The organism is Niveibacterium sp. 24ML, assembly GCF_026586805.1.
In the GTDB taxonomy this organism is placed as follows: Bacteria; Pseudomonadota; Gammaproteobacteria; order Burkholderiales; family Rhodocyclaceae; genus Niveibacterium.
Window position 1 is genome coordinate 1 of record NZ_JAPFHA010000062.1, and the last position, 1,680, is coordinate 1,680.

The 1,680-nt window shown below is 56.2% G+C and carries 3 protein-coding genes; all 3 read left to right on the top strand.

Going from position 1 to position 1,680, the window contains the following annotated elements:
• On the top strand, positions 1-546 hold a 546-nt coding region (locus tag OPU71_RS21140), incomplete at its 5' end, for an SMI1/KNR4 family protein (protein ID WP_267730086.1).
• Positions 547-668: 122 nt separating this feature from the next.
• A complete protein-coding gene (locus tag OPU71_RS21145; protein WP_267730088.1) occupies positions 669-1,202 on the top strand; it encodes a GNAT family N-acetyltransferase in 534 nt (177 codons plus the stop codon).
• A gap of 89 nt (positions 1,203-1,291) precedes the next feature.
• Positions 1,292-1,680 (top strand): hypothetical protein (locus tag OPU71_RS21150; RefSeq protein ID WP_267730089.1); only part of this gene is annotated, 389 nt, incomplete at its 3' end.

Sequence of the window (1,680 nt, forward strand, 5' to 3'; positions counted from 1 at the left end):
GGTCAACGGGACACCAAACTGCTGCGCAGTTTGGTTCCCTCCGCTGCGCTCCGGTGCCCGTTACCTCCAACGTTAGGGAACACCTTGTTTTCACCATCGTTCATCTCTGACCGGCAGAAAGTCCTTGAAGATTTTGAGGGAGCAATTGGCCTTCGCCTCCCGGAAGACTATCGCACCTACCTGTTGGAAACGGGCGGAGAAACGCCAAAGGCCAGTTCATTTCTGGTTTCAGACGGTTTGGAGAGCTGGGAAACTGAAGTCTATTTCTTCGGCTTGCAAACTGGGCCATATTCGCTTCATTCAGTGCCAGACAATTTTATTGAATATTCCGGCCGTATTCCAACGCATCTAGTTCCTGTTGGAGTAGACCCGGGAGGCAATTTAGTCTCTATCTCGCTAGAGCCTGAGATATTTGGCTCAATCTACTTTTCCGACCACGACTACTTCACCTATGACGGAGTAGCGCCGCCAGATTTTGGAACCTATTTCTTGGCAGATTCATTCACGCGCTTTCTGGAAGTCCTGAAGACGTTTGCGGAATCATGAGTCAGCAACTCATTGTCCGGCCATTCCCTAACCTGGCAGTCAACCGGACACCCCAATGCTGCGCATTGGGGTTCCCTCCGCTGGCGCTCCGGTGCCGGTTACTTTTACGTTAGGCATCACAAATGACGCTTGCCCTACAGTCACTCGTATACGAGCCGCTCAGCGAAGAGCACGCCATCGAGCTACACAACGATTTTCTCGATGAGCGGCTCTATCATTTCATTCCCGAGGGCCCGCCAAGGTCGCTCGAAGCATTGCAGCGCGAGTACGCAGAATTCAATGCTGGCGCTCCAGCCGGCAGCGGTGAAGTCTGGTTGAATTGGGCAATTCGCGATGGCGCCTCCGGCACTTGTGTAGGAACGCTTCAAGCCACACGCTTTGCCGATGGTTTGCTTTGGGTCGGGTACAAGATCGTTCCGTCGGCATGGGGCAAGGGAATCGCAACCTCCGCGCTATCCTGGCTAACGGGCGAGCTTTTCACAAAATTTGATGGCCAGCCCCTCTTGGCTGCAGTCGATACCCGCAACTTCTCATCCATCCGCGTTCTCGAGAAGTGCCAGTTCAAACTGCAACGCAAAGAGCCCGCTGAACTTCACGGGAAGCAAACCGAGGACTTCATCTTCCAATACACGGGGTTTCAAGACCGTGCTGCCTAACCCTGCGCTCAACCGGACTGCCGAAATGCTGCGCATTTCGGTGCCCTCCGCCTTCGGCTCCGGCAGCCGGTTAGCTCCACGTTAGCCCCGTGTTTATTCATTCGAGATTCCTGCTGGCACTGTTTGAATCGCTGTCCCTGCGCTTCTCGCTTTGCGGGGCGCCGCAGGGTTTCGGTGGTTCGTCGGGCTATCTCACCGTGGGGCTGGCGTCCGCTCAATCGTCGCGGGCTTCGAACGCGGCGCCTTCAAACGCGGGCGGGTGGTTTAGCGCTTGCGCGTTTGACGGCGCTGCTTCGCTGGAAACGTTCTTCGGTGTTTTGCCGGGCGAAGTGGGCGGCGATTTTTCGGCTTTCGCTCGTGCGGGCGCCGTTGCGGGCACGACTCGGGTTTCTCTTGGTCGCCTTGCCCTGGCAGGCCGTTCGGTTTTTCAATCGGTCACTGGTCTCGCGGCTAACACTGCGGTCAACGGGACACCAAA

Bases quoted from the DNA above. Each gene is read 5' to 3' on its own strand.
- OPU71_RS21145 (WP_267730088.1), top strand. From the start codon at position 669: ATGACGCTTGCCCTACAGTCACTCGTATACGAGCCGCTCAGCGAAGAG.